The organism is Aeromicrobium sp. Root472D3 (genome assembly GCF_001426485.1).
Lineage (GTDB): Bacteria > Actinomycetota > Actinomycetes > Propionibacteriales > Nocardioidaceae > Aeromicrobium.
Genome location: NZ_LMET01000001.1, coordinates 1,911,956 through 1,933,187, shown reverse-complemented (window position 1 = coordinate 1,933,187; position 21,232 = coordinate 1,911,956). Strand labels below are relative to the sequence as shown.

The 21,232-nt window shown below is 70.6% G+C and carries 21 protein-coding genes; 4 read left to right on the top strand and 17 right to left on the bottom strand.

Going from position 1 to position 21,232, the window contains the following annotated elements:
* Positions 1 to 93: 93 nt before the first annotated feature.
* The 5 genes from ASD10_RS09490 to rpsP form a co-directional block, all read right to left on the bottom strand.
* Positions 94 to 1,380, bottom strand: a complete 1,287-nt coding sequence (locus ASD10_RS09490) for an ammonium transporter (RefSeq protein WP_056607648.1) — start codon at positions 1,378 to 1,380, stop codon at positions 94 to 96.
* A gap of 192 nt (positions 1,381 to 1,572) precedes the next feature.
* Positions 1,573 to 2,253, bottom strand: a complete 681-nt coding sequence (trmD, locus tag ASD10_RS09485) for a tRNA (guanosine(37)-N1)-methyltransferase TrmD (protein WP_056607647.1) — start codon at positions 2,251 to 2,253, stop codon at positions 1,573 to 1,575.
* A gap of 4 nt (positions 2,254 to 2,257) precedes the next feature.
* Complete coding sequence (gene rimM / locus ASD10_RS09480) at positions 2,258 to 2,806, bottom strand: ribosome maturation factor RimM (protein WP_056607646.1); 549 nt, start codon at positions 2,804 to 2,806, stop codon at positions 2,258 to 2,260.
* Between the two features lie 9 nt (positions 2,807 to 2,815).
* Positions 2,816 to 3,067, bottom strand: a complete 252-nt coding sequence (locus tag ASD10_RS09475; RefSeq protein ID WP_056607645.1) for an RNA-binding protein — start codon at positions 3,065 to 3,067, stop codon at positions 2,816 to 2,818.
* A 2-nt stretch (positions 3,068 to 3,069) separates the two neighbouring features.
* Complete coding sequence (gene rpsP / locus ASD10_RS09470) at positions 3,070 to 3,561, bottom strand: 30S ribosomal protein S16 (RefSeq protein ID WP_056607643.1); 492 nt, start codon at positions 3,559 to 3,561, stop codon at positions 3,070 to 3,072.
* A gap of 194 nt (positions 3,562 to 3,755) precedes the next feature.
* Between rpsP and ASD10_RS09465 the strand changes: the two genes are divergently transcribed.
* Positions 3,756 to 4,109: an arsenate reductase family protein gene (locus ASD10_RS09465; RefSeq protein ID WP_056607641.1), complete on the top strand. Its 354-nt coding sequence runs from the start codon at positions 3,756 to 3,758 to the stop codon at positions 4,107 to 4,109.
* Between the two features lie 6 nt (positions 4,110 to 4,115).
* Here ASD10_RS09465 and ASD10_RS09460 read toward each other — a convergent pair whose 3' ends face one another.
* The 4 genes from ASD10_RS09460 to ASD10_RS09445 form a co-directional block, all read right to left on the bottom strand.
* Complete coding sequence (locus ASD10_RS09460) at positions 4,116 to 6,038, bottom strand: ABC transporter ATP-binding protein (RefSeq protein ID WP_056607634.1); 1,923 nt, start codon at positions 6,036 to 6,038, stop codon at positions 4,116 to 4,118.
* Entirely contained in the window at positions 6,035 to 7,771 is a 1,737-nt protein-coding gene (locus ASD10_RS09455) for an ABC transporter ATP-binding protein (RefSeq protein ID WP_056607632.1), read from the bottom strand. The genes ASD10_RS09460 and ASD10_RS09455 overlap by 4 nt, the downstream gene beginning before the upstream one ends.
* Positions 7,772 to 7,841: 70 nt before the next feature.
* Positions 7,842 to 9,221 (bottom strand): gluconate:H+ symporter, encoded by a 1,380-nt coding sequence (locus tag ASD10_RS09450; protein ID WP_056607631.1) that lies wholly within the window; start codon positions 9,219 to 9,221, stop codon positions 7,842 to 7,844.
* Positions 9,218 to 9,733 carry a gluconokinase gene (locus ASD10_RS09445; protein ID WP_056607629.1) on the bottom strand — a complete coding sequence of 172 codons (516 nt, stop codon included), beginning with the start codon at positions 9,731 to 9,733 and terminating at the stop codon, positions 9,218 to 9,220. Before ASD10_RS09445 ends, ASD10_RS09450 begins: the two co-directional genes overlap by 4 nt.
* 113 nt (positions 9,734 to 9,846) lie before the next feature.
* Between ASD10_RS09445 and ASD10_RS09440 the strand changes: the two genes are divergently transcribed.
* On the top strand, positions 9,847 to 10,827 hold the full coding sequence (locus tag ASD10_RS09440) for a hypothetical protein (RefSeq protein ID WP_157432523.1): 981 nt from the start codon (positions 9,847 to 9,849) through the stop codon (positions 10,825 to 10,827).
* On the opposite strand, the gene ffh is transcribed toward ASD10_RS09440, so the two are convergent.
* The 5 genes from ffh to ftsY all read right to left on the bottom strand — a co-directional run bounded on the left by ffh (position 10,811) and on the right by ftsY (position 17,815).
* Complete coding sequence (gene ffh / locus ASD10_RS09435) at positions 10,811 to 12,346, bottom strand: signal recognition particle protein (RefSeq protein ID WP_056607620.1); 1,536 nt, start codon at positions 12,344 to 12,346, stop codon at positions 10,811 to 10,813. The two genes, ASD10_RS09440 and ffh, sit on opposite strands and share 17 nt — an antisense overlap.
* A gap of 212 nt (positions 12,347 to 12,558) precedes the next feature.
* On the bottom strand, positions 12,559 to 14,841 hold the full coding sequence (locus ASD10_RS09430; RefSeq protein ID WP_162248834.1) for a [protein-PII] uridylyltransferase: 2,283 nt from the start codon (positions 14,839 to 14,841) through the stop codon (positions 12,559 to 12,561).
* An 80-nt stretch (positions 14,842 to 14,921) separates the two neighbouring features.
* The gene (locus tag ASD10_RS09425; RefSeq protein ID WP_056607616.1) at positions 14,922 to 15,260 is read right to left on the bottom strand and encodes a P-II family nitrogen regulator; all 339 of its coding nucleotides are present in this window, start codon (positions 15,258 to 15,260) and stop codon (positions 14,922 to 14,924) included.
* A 2-nt stretch (positions 15,261 to 15,262) separates the two neighbouring features.
* Positions 15,263 to 16,507, bottom strand: a complete 1,245-nt coding sequence (locus tag ASD10_RS09420; protein WP_056607614.1) for an ammonium transporter — start codon at positions 16,505 to 16,507, stop codon at positions 15,263 to 15,265.
* 150 nt (positions 16,508 to 16,657) lie between these two features.
* Positions 16,658 to 17,815: a signal recognition particle-docking protein FtsY gene (ftsY, locus tag ASD10_RS09415; RefSeq protein WP_056607613.1), complete on the bottom strand. Its 1,158-nt coding sequence runs from the start codon at positions 17,813 to 17,815 to the stop codon at positions 16,658 to 16,660.
* A gap of 142 nt (positions 17,816 to 17,957) precedes the next feature.
* Between ftsY and panB the strand changes: the two genes are divergently transcribed.
* Positions 17,958 to 18,824 (top strand): 3-methyl-2-oxobutanoate hydroxymethyltransferase, encoded by an 867-nt coding sequence (gene panB, locus ASD10_RS09410; RefSeq protein WP_056607612.1) that lies wholly within the window; start codon positions 17,958 to 17,960, stop codon positions 18,822 to 18,824.
* A 21-nt stretch (positions 18,825 to 18,845) separates the two neighbouring features.
* Here panB and ASD10_RS09405 read toward each other — a convergent pair whose 3' ends face one another.
* Together ASD10_RS09405 and ASD10_RS09400 are read right to left on the bottom strand one after the other, a co-directional pair.
* Complete coding sequence (locus tag ASD10_RS09405) at positions 18,846 to 19,151, bottom strand: hypothetical protein (RefSeq protein ID WP_056607610.1); 306 nt, start codon at positions 19,149 to 19,151, stop codon at positions 18,846 to 18,848.
* Positions 19,148 to 19,342 carry a hypothetical protein gene (locus ASD10_RS09400; RefSeq protein ID WP_056607608.1) on the bottom strand — a complete coding sequence of 65 codons (195 nt, stop codon included), beginning with the start codon at positions 19,340 to 19,342 and terminating at the stop codon, positions 19,148 to 19,150. Before ASD10_RS09400 ends, ASD10_RS09405 begins: the two co-directional genes overlap by 4 nt.
* A gap of 51 nt (positions 19,343 to 19,393) precedes the next feature.
* Here ASD10_RS09400 and map point away from each other — a divergent pair, with 51 nt between their 5' ends.
* A complete protein-coding gene (gene map / locus ASD10_RS09395; RefSeq protein ID WP_056607606.1) occupies positions 19,394 to 20,242 on the top strand; it encodes a type I methionyl aminopeptidase in 849 nt (282 codons plus the stop codon).
* Positions 20,243 to 20,285: 43 nt separating this feature from the next.
* Here map and ASD10_RS09390 read toward each other — a convergent pair whose 3' ends face one another.
* Complete coding sequence (locus ASD10_RS09390) at positions 20,286 to 21,122, bottom strand: aldo/keto reductase (protein ID WP_056607604.1); 837 nt, start codon at positions 21,120 to 21,122, stop codon at positions 20,286 to 20,288.
* Positions 21,123 to 21,232 lie beyond the last annotated feature (110 nt).

Below are 21,232 nucleotides of genomic sequence, written 5' to 3'. Positions count from 1 at the left end.
AATCGCCTCCCGCCCGACGGCTCGGGCCGTCACGCGACGACGCGCCCACCGGGCGTACCGGTGGGCGCGTCGGGTCGTGCGGAGGTGAAGGCGTCAGTTGAGCGCGTAGCCCGTCTCGCCGTGCAGCACCGAGTCGATGCCGGCGGCCTCCTCGTCCTCCTGGATGCGGAAGCCGATCGTCTTGTCGATGATCGTGCCCAGGATGAAGGCCACGACGAACGAGTAGGCGCCGACCGCGGCGGCCGGGATCAGCTGCACGATGAACTGGTCGAGGTTGCCGCCACCCGTGAACAGGCCCGTGCCGATCGCGAAGAAGCCCAGGTAGAGCGTGCCGATGACACCGCCGACGAGGTGGATGCCCACGACGTCGAGCGAGTCGTCGAAGCCGAGCTTGTACTTGAACTCGATCGCGATGGCGCAGACGCCACCGGCGAGCAGACCCAGCACGATCGACCAGTGCGGCGACAGGTTGGCGCACGCCGGCGTGATCGCGACGAGGCCGGCGACGATGCCCGACGCGGCGCCGACCGCAGTGGCCTTGCCGTTCTTGAAGTGCTCGACCAGGATCCAGCCCAGCAGCGCGGCGGCCGGGGCCACCAGCGTGTTGACGAAGATCAGGCCCGCGGACCCGTTGGTGCCGGCCGTGCCGGTCGCCAGGGCGGCGCCACCGTTGAAGCCGAACCAGCCGAACCACAGGATGGCCGCGCCGATCAGCACGAGCGGGACGTTGTGGGGCTTCTGGAGCTCGCGGCTGAAGTTGACCCGCTTGCCCAGGACGATCGCGAGCGCGAGCGCCGCGGCGCCGGCGTTGATGTGGACCGCGGTGCCACCGGCGTAGTCGATCGTGCCGACGTCGAGGCCCAGGTGGCCGCCGAGCTGGCCGACCCAGCCCGTGAACGTCGGGACGCCCGCGTCGTCGGTGACGAACGAGAACACCGAGGCGGCGACCGGGAAGTAGACCAGCGTCGCGAAGAGTCCGGCGAAGACCATCCACGGGAAGAAGCGGGCGCGGTCGGCGATCGCACCCGAGATCAGCGCGACGGTGATGATCGCGAAGGTGCCACCGAAGATCACGCCGGCGAGCGTCAGCTCACCCTCGCCCGCGAACGCGGCCTGCGCCGCGTCGGCCATGCCGAAGTCGGAGAAGGCGTTGCCGACGACCTCGGGGATCCAGTCTCCGCTGCTGCCGTCGACGAAGGCCATGTTGAAGCCGTAGAGGACCCAGAGGACGGCGACGAGTCCCATCGCGCCGAAGCTCAGCATCATCATCGACACCACGCTCGAGGCCTTGACGAGGCCTCCGTAGAAGAACGCCAGTCCGGGCGTCATGAAGAGCACCAGGGCTGCGGTGAGCAGCAACCAGGCAGAAGACAGATCCATGCGAAATACCTCTCGTGGGGGGCGAGCCGGCCGAGCGGACAGCGACGCTGCTGCGCTCAGTGCAGTGTCACTGTGTCGGTGAGAGGTTTTCTGAGGCTTGCCTGAGGATGACGGGCGTGTTACGGCAGCGGCGCCCGTGTTAATTCCTCGTGCCGCGGGCAGGTCTGGCCGACCCGTCCGCGCCGGCCGGGATCAGGCGAGCAGGTCGGGACGTCGACGGCGGGTGCGCTCGAGGGCCTGCTCGTGGCGCCAGGCCGCGATCGCGCCGTGGTTGCCCGACAGCAGGACGTCGGGGACGTCGCGCCCCCTCCACGACGACGGCTTGGTGTACACGGGGTACTCGAGCAGGCCGTCCTCGCCGTGCGACTCCTCGACGAGCGAGGCGGGATTGCCCATGAACCCGGGGATCAGCCGCACGACCGACTCGATGATCGCCAGCGCCGCGACCTCCCCGCCGTTGAGGACGAAGTCGCCGAGCGAGATCTCCTCGACCCGCCAGCGCGCAGCGGCCTCGTCGATGACCCGCTGGTCGATGCCCTCGTAGCGGCCGCACGCGAACACCAGGTGCTGCTCGCCGCTCAGCCGCTCGGCGATCCGCTGGGTGAACGGCGTGCCGGACGGCGTCGGCACGACCACGACGGTCTCGTCGGTGGCCATCTCGTCGAGGGCCTCACCCCACGGCTGGGGCTTCATGACCATGCCCGCTCCCCCGCCGTACGGGGTGTCGTCGACGGTGTGGTGACGATCGCTCGTGAAGGTGCGCAGGTCGTGGGTCCGGATCTGCAGCAGGCCCGAGCTCTGCGCCTTGCCGGCCAGCGACAGCTGCAGCGCGTCGAGGTACGCGGGGAAGATCGAGACGACGTCGATGCGCACGGTTTCAGTCTTCGGCGAGGTCGGACGCGGCGTTCTCGGCCTGCGTCGGGTCGAGCAGACCCTCGACGTCCTTGACGGTCACGAAGCCGCCCGCGACGTCGACGACCGGCACGAGCTCGGTGACGAACGGGATGAACACCTCGCGACCGTCGACGTCGACGGTCAGGGTGTCCTGGTAGGGCAGGTGGACCAGACCCGTGACGGTGCCGACGACGCGGTCGGCGGCGTCCGCGCCGGTGCTGCGGACCTCGAGCCCGACCAGCTGGTGGTCGTAGAACTCGTCGGGGTCGTCGGGGGTGTCGGCGGGGTCGACGAGCGCCTCGAGGACCGTGCCGTGGAGCTTCTCGGCGGCCGTGCGGTCGGCGACCTCGACGAAGGCGACGACGAGACGTCCGCCGTGGTGGCGGGCGGTTCTCACGGTCAGCGTGCGTCCGGCGCAGACGACGGACGAGCCCGGGGCGAATCGCCGGTCGGGCTCGTCCGTTCGGATGTCGACGTTCAGCTCTCCACGGATGCCGTGGGCGCGGCCGATGCGGCCGATGACGACCAACATGTCGATGATCTAGCTACGACGATCGACGTCCACGAAGTCGATGCGCGCACCGCCGTGACCGGCGATCGCGCCCGCGACCTTGCGGATGGCCGTGGCCGTGCGGCCCTGGCGGCCGATGACCTTGCCGAGGTCGTCCGGGTTGACCCGGACCTCGAACAGCTCGCCTCCACGCGTCTGCTTGGTGCGGACGACGACATCGTCGGGGTGGTCGACGATGCCGGAGACGAGGTGCTCGATGACCTCGATGAGGGGGGCCGCCACGATCAGGCCTTGGCCTCGTCGGCCTTGGGCTCGTCGGCCTTGGCGTCGTCGGCCTTGGGCTCGTCGGCCTTGGCCTCGTCGGCGGCGGGCTCGTCGGCCTTGGCCTCGTCAGCCTTCGGCTCGGCCTTCTTGGCGGCGGCCTTCTTGGTGACGGCGTCGGCCTTGGGCTCTGCGTGGAGCTCCTTCAGCGCGTCCTGGAAGATGTCTTCCTTGCTGCGCTTCTCCTCGGCGAACTTCATGGTGTTGTTGCCACCGATGTCGCCGGTGATCTTCAGCAGGGCGGCGACGGCCTCGGACGGCTGTGCGCCGACGCCCAGCCAGTACTGCGCGCGCTCGCCGTCGATCGTGATGATCGAGGGCTCGGCCTTGGGGTTGTACGTGCCGATCTCCTCGATGACACGGCCGTCGCGCTTGGTGCGCGAGTCGGCCACGACGACGCGGTAGAACGGGGTGCGGATCTTGCCCATACGCTTCAGGCGAATCTTGACTGCCACGAGTGTGGTGTCTCCTCAGATGTGTGTATGTGGGTGAGCCAGTCGGTGCCGCATGGGGACACGGCCGACGAGATCGGTGAGCCGGACGGCGCGAAGATGAGAGGGTCTCCGTGCGAACCGGACGCAAGGGGTCATTCTGCCAGACCCGGTGCCCACGCTCCAATTCGGTCCGTCCCTCGACCTACGATCGGGTCATGTCCGATCTCGTGATCTACCACCACACCGGCTGCTCCACGTCGCGTCACGCGGTCGACGAGGTCGCCGCCGCGGGCGTCGAGGCCGACGTCGTCCGGTACCTCACGACCCCGCTCGACCGCCCGGCGCTGCTCGAGCTGATCGGCCGGCTGGAGGACCCGCCCGCCGACCTGGTCCGCAAGGACGCCTTCTTCGCGGGCCTCGGGATCGATCCCGCCGACGTCACGACGCCCGACGCCGTGGCCGACCTGCTCGTCGAGCACCCACGGCTCATGCAGCGTCCCGTGCTGGTGCGCGGCGACCGGGCGATCATCGGACGTCCGAAGGACCGTGTCACGGCCTTCATCGCCTGACCGCCGTCAGGCCGGCGCCGTGAACTGCGCCGAGTAGAGCCGTTCGTACGCCCCCCCGGCCGCGCGCAGCGAGTCGTGCGTGCCCTGCTCGACGATGTGACCGTCCTCCATGACGACGATGTGGTCGGCGTCGCGGATCGTCGAGAGCCGGTGCGCGATGACGAACGACGTCCGGCCGGCCCGCAGCTGCTCCATCGCGCCCTGCACGAGCGACTCGGTGCGGGTGTCGACCGAGCTCGTGGCCTCGTCGAGGACGAGGATCGACGGATCGGCCAGGAACGCCCGCGCGATCGTCAGCAGCTGGCGCTGGCCCGCGCTGACGTTGGTGCCCTCGTCGTCGATCACGGTGTCGTAGCCGTCGGGCAGCGTGCGGACGAAGTGGTCGACGAACGCCGCCTCGGACGCCGCCAGTACCTGCTCCTCGGTGGCGTCGTCGGCGCCGTAGGCGATGTTCTCGCGGATCGTGCCGTTGAACAGCCAGGTGTCCTGCAGGACGACACCGAAGTTCCGCCGCAGCGGGCCGCGGTCCATGCGGGCGATGTCGACGCCGTCGAGGGTGATGCGTCCGGACGTCAGGTCGTAGAACCGCAGCACGAGGTTGGTCAGCGTGGTCTTGCCCGCGCCGGTCGGCCCGACGATCGCGACGGTCTGGCCCGGCTCGGCGACGAGGTCGAGGTGATCGATCAGCGGCTCGTCGGGCGAGTACGAGAACGAGACGTCCTCGAACACGACGCGACCCCGGACGGGATCGGGGAACGGTGCGTCGACCTCGTCGGGCCGCTCCTCGTCCTCGTCGAGCAGGGCGAAGACCCGCTCGGCCGAGGCGACGCCCGACTGCAGCACCTGGATCATCGCGGCGACCTGCGTCAGGGGCTGCGTGAACTGGCGCGAGTACTGGATGAACGCCTGCACGTCGCCGATGCTGAGCGAGCCGGACGCGACGCGCAGCCCGCCGATCACCGCGACCAGCACGTAGTTGATGTTGGCGACGAACATCATGACGGGCTGCACGACGCCCGAGATGAACTGCGCCTTGAACGAGGCGCCGAACACCGCGTCGTTGCGCTGGTCGAACTCCTCGCGCGCCTCCTTCTGGCGGCCGAAGACCTTGACGACGTCGTGGCCCGTGAAGACCTCCTCGATGTGGCCGTTGAGCCGGCCCGTGCTCGTCCACTGCTTGACGAACTCGGGCTGGGAGCGCTTCGTGACGGCCTTGGTGATGACGAACGCGAGCGGGATCGTCACGACCGCGACGAGCGCCAGCAGCGGCGAGATGACGATCATCATCGTCAGGGTGCCGACGACCATCAGCACCGACGTCAGCAGCTGGCTCATGGTCTGCTGGAACGACTGCGCGATGTTGTCGATGTCGTTGGTCGTGCGCGACAGCACCTCGCCGCGCTCGGTGCGGTCGAAGTACGCCAGCGGCATGCGGTTGAGCTTGGCCTCGACGTCGCCGCGCAGGTCGGCGACGGTGTGCTGGACGACGATCGTCGTCAGGCGTCCCTGGAACCACTGCAGCAGCGAGGCCACGACGTACAGCACCAGCACGCCGCCCAGCACCCACGACAGGCTCGTGAAGTCGATGCCGGACCCGGGCTGCAGGTCGACCGAGCCGACGAGCGACGCCAGCTGGTCGTTGCCCTCGGCACGCAGCCGCGCGACGACCTCGGCCTTGGTGGCGCCGTCGGGGAACTGGTCGGACAGGTACCCCGTGAAGACGATGTCGGTCGCGTGGCCCAGCACCTTGGGGCCGACGACCGACAGCGACGTGGCCAGGGTGCCGAACAGCACCAGGCCCCACACCAGCGACCGCTCGCGCAGTAGGCGGTCTGCCAGCCGCCGCAGCGTGCCCTTGAAGTCGCGGGCGCGCTGCGGGCCCATGCCCATGCCGGCGAGTGCCGGCCCACCGGGCCTCGCCCCGCTCATGCTGTCGCCTCCTCGAGGGTCAGCTGCGACAGGACGATCTCGCGGTACACGTCGCAGTCGTCCATGAGCTCGGCGTGCGTGCCGGTGCCGACGACGCGCCCCTCGTCGAGCACGACGATGCGGTCGGCCGAGCGGATCGTCGAGACGCGCTGGGCGACGATCACGACGGCCGAGGCCGCCGTGACCGGGCGCAGCGCGGCGCGCAGGGCCGCGTCGGTGCCGTAGTCGAGCGCCGAGAACGAGTCGTCGAACAGGTAGATCGGCGGGCGCTTGATGATCGCGCGCGCGATCGCGAGCCGCTGGCGCTGGCCCCCCGACACGTTGGAGCCGCCCTGGGCGATCGGGGCGTCGAGCCGCTCGGGCATCCTCTCGACGAAGTCGCGCGCCTGGGCGATCTCGAGCGCCTGCCACACCTCGTCGTCGGTGGCGTCGGGGCGGCCGTAGCGCAGGTTGGACCCGATGGTCCCCGAGAACAGGAACGGGCGCTGGGGCACCAGCCCGATCGCGGCCCAGACGTCCTCCGGGTGCAGGGACCGGACGTCGTGGCCGTCGATCTCGACCGAGCCGCCCGTCGCGTCGAACAGGCGCGGGACGAGCCCCAGCAGCGTCGACTTGCCGCTGCCGGTCGAGCCGATGATCGCGGTCGTCTCACCGGGTCGCGCGATCAGGTCGACGTCGTGCAGGACGTCGTGCTCGGCCCCCGGGAACGCGAACGAGGCGCCCCGGACGTCGATGCGTCCCTCGGTCAACGAGACGTGGGGGGCGTCGTCGGGCGCCTGGACGCTCGGCTCGGTCCCGAGCACCTCGGTGATGCGCTCGGCCGACACCTCGGCGCGCGGCCACAGCATCAGCATGAACGTCGCCATCATGACCGACATCAGGATCTGCACCAGGTAGTTCTGGAACGCCGTCAGCGTGCCGACCTCGAGGTCGCCGCTGCTGATGCGGTAGCCACCGAACCACGTCGCCAGCACGACCGAGACGTTCATGATCAGCATGACGATCGGGAACATCATGGCCATGAGGCGGCCCACCGCGATCGCGACCTCCATGTTGTCGCGGTTGGCGTCGCCGAACCGCTCGGCCTCGTGGTCCTCCTTGACGAAGGCGCGGATGACGCGGATGCCCATGATCTGCTCGCGCATCACACCGTTGATCGTGTCGATCTTGACCTGCATGAGCCGGAACAGCGGGCGCATCTGGCGGATGACCAGGGCGATGCTGACGACCAGCGCGGGGATGACCAGCAGCAGCAGGCCCGACAGCTCGACGTCCTGCCGCAGGGCCATCGCGATGCCGCCGAAGCACATGATCGGCGCGGTGACGAGCAGCGTCAGCGCCATGAACACGATGAGCTGCACCTGCTGGACGTCGTTGGTCGACCGCGTGATGAGGGTCGGCGCGCCCAGCTCGGTCATCTCGCGCGCCGCGAACGTCTCGACCTTGCCGAACACGCCGGCCCGCAGGTCGCGGCCCAGGGCCATCGCGGTGCGCGCGCCGTAGTAGACCGCGACGATCGTGCACACGACCTGCAGCACCGTGATGCCCAGCATCTCGAGCCCCGTGCGGACGATGAAGCCCGTGTCGCCGAGCACGACGCCGCGGTCGATGATGTCGGCGTTGAGGCCCGGCAGGTAGAGGTTGGCCAGCGTCTGCACGAGCTGGAAGAACAGGACGATCGCGATGGGCCGCTTGTACGGAGCAAGATACGTCCGCAGGAGCGGGATCAGCATGACCTCAGGCTAGCCCCGCGCACCGACGGGACCCCACGACGACCGTCGTGGTTCGCTCTCGGCGTAGACGTCAGACGACGACGTCGAGGCCCAGCACGACGACGAGCCCCATGACCGACAGCACGGTCTCCATGATCGACCAGCTCTTCAGCGTCTGGCCGACCGTCAGCCCGAAGTACTCCTTGACGAGCCAGAACCCCGCGTCGTTGACGTGCGAGAAGAACACCGACCCCGCACCGATCGCGAGCACCAGCAGCGACACCTCCGGGCCCGCCAGGTCGGCGGCGATGGGTGCCATGATGCCGGCCGCCGTGATCGTGGCGACCGTGGCCGAGCCCGTGGCGACACGGATGACCACCGCGACGAGCCATGCGATGATCAGCACCGGCACGCCGCTGTCGCGGACGAAGTCGGCGACGACCTCCGCGATGCCGGTGTCGACGAGGGTCTGCTTGAACCCGCCGCCCGCGCCGACGATCAGGATGATGCCCGCGATCGGGGGCAGCGAGCTGCCGAGGACGTCCGAGACGTCCTCCTTCGTCATCCCGGTCGAGATGCCGAACGTGAAGATCGCGACGATGACCGCGATCAGCAGCGCCACGAAGGGCTCGCCGATGAAGTCGAGGACGCTGCGCAGCGTCGTGCCGTCGTCGACCAGGATGTCGCCGAAGGCCTTGCCCATCATCAGGACCACCGGCAGCAGCACCGTCGCGAGGGTCACGGCGAAGCTGGGCCGGCGCTCGCGCTTCTCGGGCGACGCGTCGTAGAGGTCGCCTGCCGGGACCGGGACCCACCGGTCGGCGAAGCGCGCGAACACCGGTCCGGCCACGACGATGGTCGGGATGGCGACGATGATGCCGAGACCCAGGGTCAGGCCGAGGTTGGCGTCGACGGCCGCGATCGCCGCGAGCGGTCCGGGGTGGGGCGGCACGAACCCGTGCATCGCCGACAGGCCCGCGAGGGCCGGGATGCCGAGCGAGATGATCGACCGCTCGGCGCGCTTGGCGACGAGGAAGATGACCGGCATCAGCAGGACGAGGCCGATCTCGAAGAACATCGGCAGACCGATGATGGCTCCGATCGCGGCCATCGACCACGGCAGCATCCGCGGGCTCGACCGTCCCACGATGGTGTCGACGATCTGGTCGGCCCCGCCCGAGTCGGCCAGCAGCTTGCCGAACATCGCGCCGAGGGCGATCAGCACGCCGACGCCGGCGACGGTGTCGCCCACCCCGCTGCTGAAGCTGTCGACGACGGCGAGCATGTCGCGCCCGGCGATGGCACCGACCGTCAACGACCCGAGGATCAGCGCGAGGAACGGGTGCAGCTTGAACACCGTGATCGCGACGACCAGGACGGCGATGCCGACGATCGCGGCCGTGATGAGCTGGCCGGTGCCCGCGACCGCCTCGACGGGGTCACCGGCCGCTGCGACGAGTGAGTCGATCATGACGCGTCCTCCTGCGTGAGCCCGGCCTTGGCGACGAACTCGTCGACGATCTCGTCGGGCGGCGGGGTGATGTCGAAGGCCCAACCACGCTCGTCGTCCTGCAGCGCCTCGAGCGTCTGCTCCTGCGACTCCAGCAGCGACAGCGGCATGAAGTGGTCACGACCCTCCATGCGCGACCGGATGAGGTCGTGGTCGCCGGTCAGGTGCAGGAACATCGTGCGGGGCGCGGCGTCGGTCAGGACGTCGCGGTAGACGCGGCGCAGGGCCGAGCAGCTGATGACTCCCCCGTCGGCGCCGTGCCGGGCCAGCCACTGGCCGACCTTCTCGAGCCACGGCCAGCGGTCCTCGTCGGTCAGCGGCGTGCCGGCCGACATCTTGGCGATGTTGGCCTCGGAGTGGAAGTCGTCGCCGTCGGCGTACTCGACGCCGAACCGGTCGGCGAGATCGTGCCCCACCGACGACTTGCCGACTCCCGAGATGCCCATGACGACGACCAGCGGTGTTGCTCCCATGCACCGACCGTATGCCCGATGCTCGCGCGGCGCGACGGGGGTACGACTTTCGGCACGGCCTGTAACCGATCGGTCGATGCCGCACGGGTGCCGTCCCGCCTAGCGTCGGAGCCATGACGAGGCGGACGCGGTGGCTCCCGGTGCTGGGCGTGCTGGTGGCGGCACCGTGGTTCGCCGAGATGGCATGGGGTGGCATCGCCGTCACCGAGCTGCCGCTGGTGCTGGTGTTCCTCGCCCCCCTCTACGGCAGCGCGGCGCTGCTGGTCCGCGAGGTCGCGCGTCGCGCCGGGGGCGGGTGGCCGTCGATGTTGATGCTCGCCGCGGCGTTCGGCGTCCTGCAGGCGGGCGTCGTCGACCAGTCGCTGTTCAACCCCTCCTACGGACGCTTCGACTTCCAGCACCCTGTGCACGTCGCCGGGCTCGACGTCAGCCTCTACTTCCTGTTCGCGTTCGTGAGCGGTCACGTCGTCGCGAGCATCGCGACGCCGATCGCCCTGGCCGAGGCGTGGACGCGCGCGCCGTCGCGGCGCAGGCCGTGGCTCGGGCGGCGCGGGCTGCCGGTCGTGGCGACGGTCTACGTCCTCGCGAGCGTCGTCAACCACCTCGGCGTCAAGGACGAGGAGGGGCACGGGTTCCAGGCGGCACCCGTGCAGACGTTCGTCGCGGTCGTCGCGGCGGCGCTCCTCGTGGCGGGCGCCCTGAGGTGGCGCAGGCGCGACGTGACCGACGTCCGGGTGCCGTCCACCGTCACCGTCGCGGCCATCGGTTTCGCGGCGTACCTGCTGTACCTGCCCGGTGAGTCCGGCGCCGCCCTCGCGGTGGGGGTCGTCGTGGCGACCGGCGTCGTCGCGGTGGTGGGCAGGTGGTCGACGAGCCCGCGCTGGACCGACGCCCACGTGACGGCGCTCGTGATCGGCTCGGTGCTCGTGGGCGTCGTGATGCCGTTCCTGGTCGCGCCCTACGACGACGCGGTGACCGCGGGCCGCGAGGTCGTCCAGGACACCGCCGCGGCGGCCGTCTGCCTCGCCGGCGTCGCCGCCACGTGGTGGCGGCTGCGCGTGCTGGCGAGGCGCCGGCCTACATCAGGTCCTTGAGCTCCTTGGGCAGCTCGAACGGCTGGTCGCCCTGCGCGGGGAAGCCGAACGCGTTCGCGCCGTCCTTGGCCGGTGCCGCACCCGTCGCGGCAGCAGCACGCTTGGCCGGGTTGCCCGACACCCGCTTGCCCTTCTTCTTCTGCTGGGGCTTCTGCTTGGCGCCGGCCCGCTTGCCGGCACCGGGCATCCCGGGCATGCCCGGCATCCCGGGCATGCCGCCGCCCTTGGCCATCTGCTGCATCATCTTGCGGGCGTCGAAGAACCGGTCGACCAGGCCGTTGACGTCCTTGACCTGCGTGCCCGAGCCCTTCGAGATGCGGGCGCGGCGCGAGCCGTCGATGATCTTGGGGTTCTCGCGCTCGGCCGGCGTCATCGACAGGATGATCGCCTTGATCTTGTCGACCTCGCGGTCGTCGAAGTTCTCGATCTGCTCCTTGTACTGGCCCATGCCCGGCAGCAGGCCCATGATCTTGGTCATGGAGCCCATCTTCGAGATGGCCTCCATCTGCTTCAGGAAGTCGTCGAGGGTGAACGAGCCCCCCATGAGCTTCTCGGCGTCCTTGGCGGCCTGCTCGGCGTCGAAGGCCTTCTCGGCCTGCTCGATCAGGGTCAGCACGTCGCCCATGTCGAGGATGCGGCCGGCCATGCGGTCGGGGTGGAAGGCGTCGAAGTCGGTGAGCTTCTCGCCCGTCGACGCGAACATGATGGGACGGCCCGTGATGGAGCGCACCGACAGGGCGGCACCGCCGCGGGCGTCGCCGTCGAGCTTGGTCAGGACGACGCCGGTGAAGTCGACGCCCTCGAGGAAGGCCTCCGCCGTGACGACGGCGTCCTGGCCGATCATCGCGTCGATGACGAACAGCACCTCGTCGGGGTCGACGGCCGCGCGGATGTCGGCGGCCTGCTGCATCAGGTCGGCGTCGATGCCGAGACGTCCGGCGGTGTCGACGACCACGACGTCGTGGAGCGTGCGTCGGGCCTCGGCCAGACCCGCCGTGGCGACCTGGACGGGGTCGCCCACGCCGTTGCCGGGCTCGGGGGCGAAGACCGTGACGCCCGCGCGCTCACCGACGACCTGCAGCTGCGTGACGGCGTTGGGACGCTGCAGGTCGGCCGCGACGAGCATCGGCGACTTGCCCTGCTCCTTGAGCCACAGGCCGAGCTTGCCGGCGAGCGTCGTCTTCCCGGCGCCCTGGAGGCCCGCCAGCATGATGACGGTCGGGCCGTTCTTGGCGTAGCGGATGCGCCGCGTCTCACCGCCGAGGATCTCGATGAGCTCGTCGTTGACGATCTTGATGACCTGCTGCGCCGGGTTGAGCGACTGGCTGACCTCGGCGCCGAGGGCGCGCTCCTTGACCCGTGCGATGAACTCGCGGACGACCGACACCGCGACGTCGGCGTCGAGCAGGGCGACCCTGATCTCGCGGGCGACGGTGTCGATGTCGGCCTCGGAGAGCCGGCCCTTGCCGCGCAGGTTCTTGAACGCGGACTGCAGGCGGCCTTGCAGGGTGTCGAACATGGGGCTGCGACGTCCTCTGGTGGAAGAAACGAGATCGTCCCAACTCTAACCGAGCCCGCCGAGGAGTCGCGTACACCCGGCGAGGAGTCACTCCCGCCCGGCGAGGAGTCGCTCCCGCCGGGCGAGGAGTCACTCCCGCCGGGCGCACGTGACTCGCCGGCAGGCGCGCGTGACTCGCCGGCGGGCGTGCGTGACTCGTCGGCGGATGGGGGCTAGGCGAGGGCGGACGCGATGGCGTCGCGCAGCGAGGCCGACGTCGCGTCGTCCGGGCGGTGCCCGTCGGCGTCGACGACGTAGAAGACGTCGCGCACCTCGTCGCCGTACGTCGACATGTGCGCCGAGCGGATCGACAGGCCCGACGAGGCGATCTGGTCGCACACCGTCCACACCAGTCCGCGCCGGTCGAGCGCCCGCACCTCGATCGCGGCGGCCGTCTCGGTGACGCGTCCCAGCAGCCGCACGCGCGCGTCGGGCGCATCGGGGATCGACGACAGCTCGAGGCGCCCGGCCAGGTCGAGCTCGCCGGCCATCGCGGGTCGCAGCCGCTCGGTCAGGCGGCCCGCGTCGACGTCGGCCCGCGACACCTCCCACAGCGTCACCGCCGCGTCGCCCAGCGTCACGGTGCGGGCCGACCGCACGGCCAGGCCGGCCAGCGCCAGCCCGCCGGCGAGATCGGCCATGACACCGGCCCGGTTCGCCGTCACGATCGTCAGCAGCGACCCGCCGCGGTGCGACTCGACCGTGAGGGTGAAGTCGGACGGGCCGGTGGTGCCGTGGTCGGGGATCGGGACGTGCGCGGGCCACCCCTCGTACGTCGTCGCGTCCGGGGTGACGACCGAGTCGTCGAGCACCCGGCGCACCTTGCCGACCAGTCCCTCGGTCAGGCCCTGCCGCCAGCCCGACCACGCCGTCGGGCTGGTGGCCCGCGCGTCGGACGCCGTCAGGGCGCTCAGCAGGTCGAGGAAGTCCTCCGTGCCGACGATCTCGGCGACGTTCGCCGCGGTCGACGGGTCCTCGATGTCGCGCCGCGTGGCGATCGTGGGCAGCAGCAGGTGCCAGCGCACCAGACGCCCGATCGTCCGCGCGTCGTCGTCGCCGAAGCCCCACCGGGTCGCGATGCGGACGGCCATGGGCTCGCCCACCTCCGAGTGGTCGCCCGCCACGCCCTTGCCGATGTCGTGGAGCAGGGCGGCGACCCCCAGCAGGTCGGGTCGTGCGACGTCGCGCTTGAGCCCCGCGGCGATGACGCACGTCTCGAGGCTGTGCCGGTCGACCGTGAACCGGTGGACCGGCGACGACGAGCCGCGCAGGCGGATCGCCGCCCACTCGGGCAGCAGACGGTCCACGACGCCGGCGAAGTCGAGCTCGTCCCACACCGGCAGGAGCCCCGGCCCCGCGGTCAGCAGGTCGACCAGGTGCCGCGTGGTCGAGGCCGGCCATGGCTCGGGCAGCTCGCCCATCGCGGTCGCGAGCCGCCGGGCCGAGCCAGGGCTGATCGGCAGCCCCTGCCGTGCGGCCGCGGCCGCGGCCCGCAGCGCGAGCTCGGGGTCGGTGCCGGGGTCGGCGTCCTTGGTCACGATGACCTCGCGGTCGAGCACCCCCACCCCGTCGTCGAGCGCGACCACGAGCGGTCCCCTGGACGTGAAGGCGCCCTTGCGCGTGATGGGCTCGAGGGCGTCGTCGACCTTGCGCCACGCCAGCGACGCGAGGTGCGCGATGCGCCGTCCGACCTGGCGCGTGTGCAGGTCGAGCTCGACGGGTTCCATGCCGAGCAGGCGCGCGACGTCGGGGACGACCTCGGCGTCCAGCCGCTCGACGCGACGTCCGACCGTCTCGTGCAGCGCGTCGCGGACGTCGAGCAGCGCGCCCCGCAGCATCTCGGACTCGCCGTGCGGGACGTCGATCAGCCACGTCGCGACGAGTGCGCGCAGCGTGACGCTGTCGCGCAGGCCGCCGCCCGACTCCTTGAGGTCGGGCACCGCGGCGTGCGCCAGCCACCCCGCCCGGTCGATGCGGGTCGTGCGCGCCTCGCGGACCTCCTCGACGCGGGTGCGTGCGTCGCGACGCCAGTCGGCGAGCACCTGCGACCGCAGGGTCAGGACGAGCCCCGCATCGCCCGCGACGGCGCGGGCGTCGAGCATCCCCATGGCCGCCCGGTGGTCGGTCGCGGCGGCCTCGCGCATCTGGATCGTGTCGCGCACCGAGTGGTCGAGCGCCACGCCGTCGTTCCACAGCGGGTACCAGACGGCCTCGGCTACCTCGCGCACGAGCGCCTCGTCGACGGACGGGTCGTGCAGCAGGACGACGTCGAGGTCGCTGAACGGCGACAGCTCGGACCGCCCGTAGCCGCCGACCGCGACGAGCGCCAGGCCCGATCCCTCGCGGGGGTCGCCGCCGTGGGACGGGGCCGCGTCGGCGAACAGCTGCCGCAGCCGGCGGTCGGCGTCCAGCGCCCGGTCGGCCCGACGCTGGGCGAGCTCGCGGTGATCCGTCACGGCCACAGGCTAGTCACCCCGCACGCACCGCTGGGCCCGACGCGTGCACGCGTCGGGCCCAGCGGTGGAGGTGCAGCGGGTCAGAGGGCTGCCTCGTCGGTCTCGCCCGTGCGCACGCGCACGACCGAGTCGACCGGGACGACCCAGACCTTGCCGTCGCCGATCTTGCCGGTCTGCGCCGACGACGTGATCGTGGCGACGACGCTCTCGACGTCGGCGTCGTCGACGACGACCTCGAGCCGGATCTTGGGCACCAGCGAGACGTCGTACTCGGCACCGCGGTAGACCTCGGTGTGCCCCTTCTGCTGTCCGTACCCGCTGGCCTCGGTGACCGTCATGCCGGCGACACCGGCCGCGGCGAGTGCCTCGCGGACTTCTTCCCACTTGTGCGGCTTGATGACCGCGGTGACAAGCTTCATGCTCAGAGCTCCTTCAAGAGGTTGGACCCGCCGCTGCTGCTTCCGTAGTCGTACGCCGTCTCCAGGTGCTCGACCTGGTCGATGCCGGTCACCTCGTCCTCCTCGGAGACGCGGAAGCCGATCGTGACGTCGATCAACTTACCGATCGCGTACGTGAGGACGAACGAGTAGGCCAGCACGACGAACGCCGCGACGAACTGCTTGCCCAGCAGGCTGAGGCTGCCACCGTAGAACAGACCGTCGCCGACGGCGAGCAGACCGATCAGCAGGGTGCCGACGAGACCGCCGACGAGGTGGACGCCGACGACGTCGAGCGAGTCGTCGTAGCCGAGCTTGTACTTGAGGCCGACCGCGAGGGCGCACAGGACGCCGGCGACCAGGCCCAGGAAGATCGAGCCGAACGGCGACAGCGCACCGGCGGCCGGGGTGATCGCGACGAGGCCGGCGACGGCACCCGACGCGGCTCCGAGGCTCGTGCCCTTCTTGTCGCGGAAGAACTCGACCGCGAGCCAGCCGATGATCGCCGCGCCGGTGGCGACGGCGGTGTTGACGAACGCGAGACCCGCGAGGCCGTTGGCACCGACGGCCGAGCCGGCGTTGAAGCCGAACCAGCCGAACCACAGCAGACCGGCGCCGAGCAGCACGAACGGCAGGTTGTGCGGACGCATGGGGTCGCGGCGCCAGCCGACGCGCTTGCCGAGCACCAGGGCCAGGGCCAGGCCCGCGGCGCCCGCGTTGATGTGCACCGCGGTGCCGCCGGCGAAGTCGACCGCCTCGAGCTTGGTCGCGATCCAGCCGCCGTCGTCACCGAAGTCGAAGACCCAGTGCGCGACCGGGAAGTAGACGATCGTGATCCAGATGACCGAGAACAGGATCCAGGCCGTGAACTTGGCCCGGTCGGCGATCGCGCCGCTGATCAGGGCGAGCGTGATGATCGCGAACATCAGCTGGAAGGCGACGAAGACGTACTCGGGGATCGTGCCGTACGCGGTGTCGACGGAGATGTTCTGCAGCCCGAGGCGGTCGAAGCCGCCGAGGAACTGGTTGCCGCCGGGGCTGAACGCGAACGAGTAGCCGTACAGCACCCACAGGACGGGGACGATGGCGAGCGCCGAGAAGCTCATCATCATCATGTTGAGGACGGTCTTGGAGCGGACCATGCCGCCGTAGAAAAACGCCAGTCCTGGCGTCATGAGCAGGACGAGGGCCGAGCTGGCCAGGATCCACGCGGTGTCGCCGGTATCCATGAAACCTCCGAAGTGATGGACGCGGGCGAGGTGCCGCCCGCTGCATCACAGCCTGATGTCGGAGGATTTCGGTTTGCGGTGCCCGATGTTGCGCCCGTGTCACGAAACGCGCTGCTGCGTTAACAGCATGTTTCGGGACGCCCGGAGATGTCAGGACAGCAGGGCGTCCACGAACTCGTCGGCGTCGAACGGCGCGAGGTCGTCGGCGCCCTCGCCGAGACCGACGAACTTGACCGGCACGCCGAGCTCGCGCTGGACCGCGATGACGATGCCGCCCTTCGCGGTGCCGTCGAGCTTGGTCAGGACGATGCCCGTGACGTCGACGACCTCGCCGAACACGCGCGCCTGGGTCAGGCCGTTCTGGCCCGTCGTCGCGTCGATGACGAGCAGCACCTCCGTGACGGGCGCCTGCTTCTCGATGACGCGCTTGACCTTGCCGAGCTCGTCCATCAGGCCCGACTTGGTGTGCAGCCGTCCCGCGGTGTCGACCAGGACGACGTCGGCGCCGTCGGCGATGCCGCGCTGCACCGACTCGAACCCGACGCTGGCGGGGTCGCCGCCCTCGGGGCCGCGGACGGTCGGGACGCCGACGCGCTCGCCCCACGTCTGCAGCTGGTCGGCGGCGGCGGCGCGGAACGTGTCGGCCGCACCCAGCACGACGGTCTTCTCGTCGGCGACCAGCACCCGCGCCAGCCGTCCGACCGTCGTGGTCTTGCCGGTGCCGTTGACGCCCACGACGAGCACCACGCCGGGCCTGCCGTCGGCGCCGGCCGACGAGAGCGAGCGGTCGAGCGTCGGGTCGACCAGGCGCACGAGCTCGGCCCGCAGGGCCGCCTTGGCCACCTCGGGATCGGTGACGCCCTCGACCCGCAGCTTGGTGCGCAGGTTGGCGACGAGCTCGTCGGTCGCGCCGACACCCACGTCGGCGGCGAGCAGCGTGTCCTCGATCTCCTCCCACGCGGCGTCGTCGAGCGTCGAGCGTCCGAGCACGGCCAGCAGGCCCTTGCCCAGCGAGCCCTGCGACTTCGCCAGGCGGGCGCGCAGGCGGACGAGGCGACCCTGCGGCGCCTCGGGACGCTCGAGCGTGTCGACCACGGTGCCGTGGTCGGCCTCGGCGGGCTCGGGCTCGGCCGGCACCTCCGGGTCGGGCGAGATCGGGGTCGCCCCGTCCGGCTGGTCGATCTCGCGCGTCGGCGGGGCCGGGGGCAGCTGTCGGCGGCCGCGCGTGATGACGAGGGCGGCGCCTCCGCCCAAGACGACGACGGCGACGATGATGCTGATGAGGGCGATGAGCTCGTTCGTGGTCACCGCACGATCCTAGGTCCTCGCGTGACGTGGTCCACATCACGGCAGGACGACCTCGGCGTCCGTGTGCCGACGGGCCGCGTGTGCCACGCTGGAGACATCCATGGACCCCGCACGGGGCCGTGAGACGAACAGGAGAACCACCATGGTCGACGCGACCCCAGAAGAGACCGCGCCCTACGGGGGCGGACCCGCCGCTCCCCCGGCCGCCCGCAAGCGCATCCGCACCCACACGCTGCAGCAGATGAAGGACCGCGGCGAGAAGTGGACGATGCTCACGGCGTACGAGCAGTTCACCGCCGGCATCTTCGACGAGGCGGGGGTCGAGGTGCTGCTCGTCGGCGACTCGGCGTCCAATAACGTCTTCGGCAACGAGACGTCGCTGCCCGTCACGGTCGACGAGCTCATCCCGCTGGTGCGGGCGGTCTCACGCTCGGCGAAGCACGCACTGGTGCTGGCCGACCTGCCGTTCGGCTCGTACCAGGCCTCGCCCGAGCAGGCGTTCCACACGGCCGTGCGGTTCATGAAGGAGGCGGGCGCGCACGCCGTCAAGCTCGAGGGCGGCATCGCGATGGCCCCGCAGGTCCAGCTGCTGACCGACGCCGGCATCCCCGTCTGCGCGCACATCGGCTTCACGCCGCAGGCCGAGCACAACCTGGGCGGCTACCGCGTGCAGGGACGCGGCGACGGTGCCGCGCGGCTCCTCGAGGAGGCGAAGGCCCTCGAGGCCGCCGGGGCCTTCGCGATCGTCATGGAGATGGTGCCGGCTCCCGCTGCCGCAGCGGTCACCGCCGCGCTGCGCATCCCGACCGTCGGCATCGGCGCGGGCGTCGGGTGCGACGCCCAGGTGTTGGTCTGGACCGACATGCTCGGCATCAACACGGGGCGCGTGCCCCGCTTCGTCAAGAAGTACGCCGACCTGCACGGCGTGATGCTGGGCGCTGCCCAGGAGTACGTCTCCGACGTCAAGGGCGGGTCGTTCCCGGCGGCCGAGCACTCGTTCGAGAGCTGACGCCGGCCGGTCCTCGCCCCGTCAGGCGCCCCAGCCGCCCAGCCGGACGCCCAGTGCGGTGACGGCGGCGAGGACCGGCAGCCCGGCCAGCGGCACGAACGTGGAGGCCGCCGGCCGGGTGCGCGCCCAGCGCGACGTCCAGACCGCGATCGGCACGATCGCCACGACGTGCAGCACCACGCCCCACCACGGGGCGTAGACCATCGTCGTGACGGCTAGCCACAGCAGCACCAGCAGCCCGACGACCCCGATCCACGGGCCCGAGCGCTCGAGCTGCAGCCCACCCCTGCGGCTGCGCCGCCGCCGACGTCGGGTCGAACCGATCACGGCTCCTTCGGCGCCTCGTCGTTCCAGTCGGGGTCGTCGTCCCACGACTTGGTGCGCGCCGCGGCGATCTCGAGCGCGTGCGAGGCCTCCTCGGCGGAGTCGTACGGGCCGAGGCGGTCGGCCGCGCGGCAGCCCTCCTCACCCTCGACCGTCTTGTGCTTCGTGCAGTAGTAGAACGCGTGATCTGCCATGGGCCCATCCTGCACCAGGTGACGCTGGGCCGCTGCCACTAAACTCGCCCGGTGACTGTGCTGACCGCCGGCCGGGTGTCCCCCGAGCGCGCCGTGCCCTCCTCGATCGACCGCCCCGAGTACGTCGGCCAGATCGCGCCGCTGCCCTACAAGGGCCCGCTGGTGCGGGACGAGCGGACGATCGAGGCGATGCGGGTCGCGAGCCGAATCGCCGCGCAGGCGCTCGACGCCGTCGAGGCCGCGATCGCCCCGGGCGTCACGACCGACGAGCTCGACCGCGTCGGGCACGAGTTCCTGGTCGCGCACCGCGCCTACCCGTCGACGCTCGGCTACCGCGGATACCCCAAGTCGCTGTGCAGCAGCGTCAACGAGGTCATCTGCCACGGCATCCCCGACGACCGTCCGCTCGAGGACGGCGACATCGTCAACATCGACATCACGGCCTACATCGGCGACGTGCACGGCGACACCAACAAGACGTACCTCGTCGGCGACGTCGACCAGGAGTCGCGCCTGCTCGTCGAGCGCACCCACGAGGCGACGATGCGGGCGATCCGTGCCGTCAAGCCGGGGCGCGAGATCAACGTCATCGGGCGCGTCATCGAGACGTACGCCAAGCGCTTCGGCTACGGCGTCGTGCGCGACTTCACGGGCCACGGCGTGGGCCCGGCGTTCCACGACGGGCTGGTCGTCCCCCACTACGACGACCCGTCGGCCGACACCGTGATCCAGCCCGGCATGACGTTCACGATCGAGCCGATGCTGACGCTCGGCGGCACCGACTGGGACATGTGGGACGACGGCTGGACCGCCGCGACCCGCGACAGGTCGCGGACGGCCCAGTTCGAGCACACCCTCCTCGTCACCCGCGACGGCGCCGAGATACTGACACTGCCCTGACCGCGGTGGCGGTCAGGGCAGTGTCAGGGATGGGTCGTGACCGTCAGGACGGGATGTAGTTGAACTCGTCCGGGTTCGGTCCGGTGCGCTCGTCCTTGTTCAGGGCGCTGATGAAGCCGACCTCGGAGTCGGACAGCTCGAAGTCGAAGATGTCGAAGTTCTCCTCGACGCGGCTGCGCGTGACCGACTTCGGGAACACGATGTCACCGCGCTGCACGTGCCAGCGCAGGACGACCTGGGCCGTCGTCTTGCCGTGCTCGGTCGCGATGCCCTGGATGACGGGGTTGTCGAGCACGATGCCCTTCGCGATGGGCGACCAGGCCTCGGTCGCGATGCCGTGCTCGGTGTTGACCGCGCGCACGTCGTCCTGCGTCAGGAACGGGTGCACCTCGATCTGGTTGACCGCGGGGACGACGTTCGTCTCCTGCACCAGCCGGCGGATGTGCGAGGGCTGGAAGTTCGAGACGCCGATCGAGCGGGCGCGGCCCGTGGCGTAGATCACCTCGAGCGCCTTCCAGGTCTCGACGAAGTCGACGTCGATGCCCGGCAGCGGCCAGTGGATCAGGAACAGGTCGACCTTCTCGAGGCCGAGCTTGTCCATCGTGCCGTCGAAGGCCTCGAGCGCGTCGTCGTGGGCGTGGAAGCCGTTGTTGAGCTTGCTCGTCACGAAGATCTCGTCACGGGCGATGCCCGACTCGGCGATCGCCTCGCCGACGCCCTTCTCGTTGCCGTACATCTGGGCCGTGTCGATGTGGCGGTAGCCGACCTCGAGCGCCTGGAGCGTCGCGTCCTTCGTCTCGTCGGGATCGATCTGGAACACCCCGAAACCGAGCTGAGGAATCGAGACACCGTTGTTGAGATCGATGGTGGGAACGCTCATGAAGCCTCCTGGGCTGGACGTCTGGTGGGATGGCCTCACCTCTCGTGGAGGGGCCGTCATCGACACTACCCATCCTGGGCGAGCGGCAAACTCGCGCGCGTCCTCGACCC